Source organism: Streptomyces sp. NPDC055287 (genome assembly GCF_053646035.1).
Genome location: NZ_JBSHNE010000141.1, coordinates 1 through 1,137 on the forward strand (window position 1 = coordinate 1; position 1,137 = coordinate 1,137).

Annotated in this window: 1 protein-coding gene; it reads right to left on the reverse strand. The window is 69.2% G+C overall.

What is annotated here, in order from left to right:
- Positions 1-1,137, reverse strand: a protein-coding gene (locus ACWIHY_RS40400; protein WP_454381761.1) for an IS3 family transposase whose coding sequence is annotated in 2 segments (ribosomal slippage) — positions 1-942 and positions 942-1,137 — 1,138 coding nt annotated over the 2 segments. Because the reading frame shifts where the segments join, the coding sequence is not laid out codon by codon here. This gene is flagged as partial in the annotation.

Here is a 1,137-nt window from a genome sequence, read left to right on the forward strand (position 1 = left end):
GTGTCGTGATCAGTTGTTGTTCAAACTCGGCTGGTGTGCGGTAGCCGAGCGCGGAGTGGCGGCGGCGCCGGTTGTAGTAGGAAAGCCAGCGGAACAGCTCGAGTCGGGTCTGTGCCTTTGAGGTCCAGCGGCGTCCGTGGAGCAATTCGCGCTTGAGGCCCTGGAAGAACGACTCGGCGAGGGCGTTGTCGTAGCTCGAGCCCACTCGGCCCATGCTGCGGCGGATGCCGTGCCGGCGGCAGACGTCGGCGAAGGCGGCCGCGCTGTATTGGGCGCCTCTGTCGGTGTGGAAGACGACGCCGTGGACCCGGCCGCCGCGGGCGGCCACGGCCGTCTCGATCGCGTCGGTGACCAGCGAGGTGCGCATGTGGTCGGCGATCGACCAGCCCACGACCTTCCTCGAGTAGATGTCGATCACCGTGGCGAGGTAGAGCCACGTCGAACCGACGGCTATGTAAGTGATGTCGCCGCACCACCTGGTGTTCAGGGCGTCCGCGGTGAAGTCGCGCATCACCAGGTCCGGCGCGGGCGCCGCGGTCCTGTCCGCGATCGTCGTCCGCTTCTTCTTCCGCAGGTGGCGGCCGACGATGTGATTGGTCCGCATCAGCCGGGTGACGCGCTTGCGGTTGATCCTGTGCCCTCTCGCCCGCAGCTCGGCATGGACGCGCGGGGCGCCGTAGGCGCCATGGTGCTCGGTGTGGATGGCGCGGATCTCACTCACGGTCCGCTTCTCCTCGGCCTGGCGCTCGGCACGGGCCTGCTCGGTGGCCAGATGCCGGTAGTAGCCGGCGCGGGACGCCCCGAGCACCCGGCAGATCCGCTTGACGCCGAAGTCGGCGCGGTTGTCGGAGATGAAGTCCCAGCGGCAGGATCTCACTTCACCTCCCGAGCGAAATAGGCGGCTGCCCGGCGCAGGATCTCGCGCTCCAGCCGCCACTCCTGCTCGGCTTTGAGCAGCCTGGCGTTCTCAGCCCGCAGCCGGCCCAGTTCCTCTGCCGCACTGACGCTTCCGGCGCGGCCCTCGGGCACCGCCTGGGCCTCGTCCTTGCGGACCCACGTCCGCAGCGACTCCGCGGTGATACCGAGATCCGCGGCCACGGCGGCGTACGTCCGATTCCCGGCTGCGGCGCGGTAGAG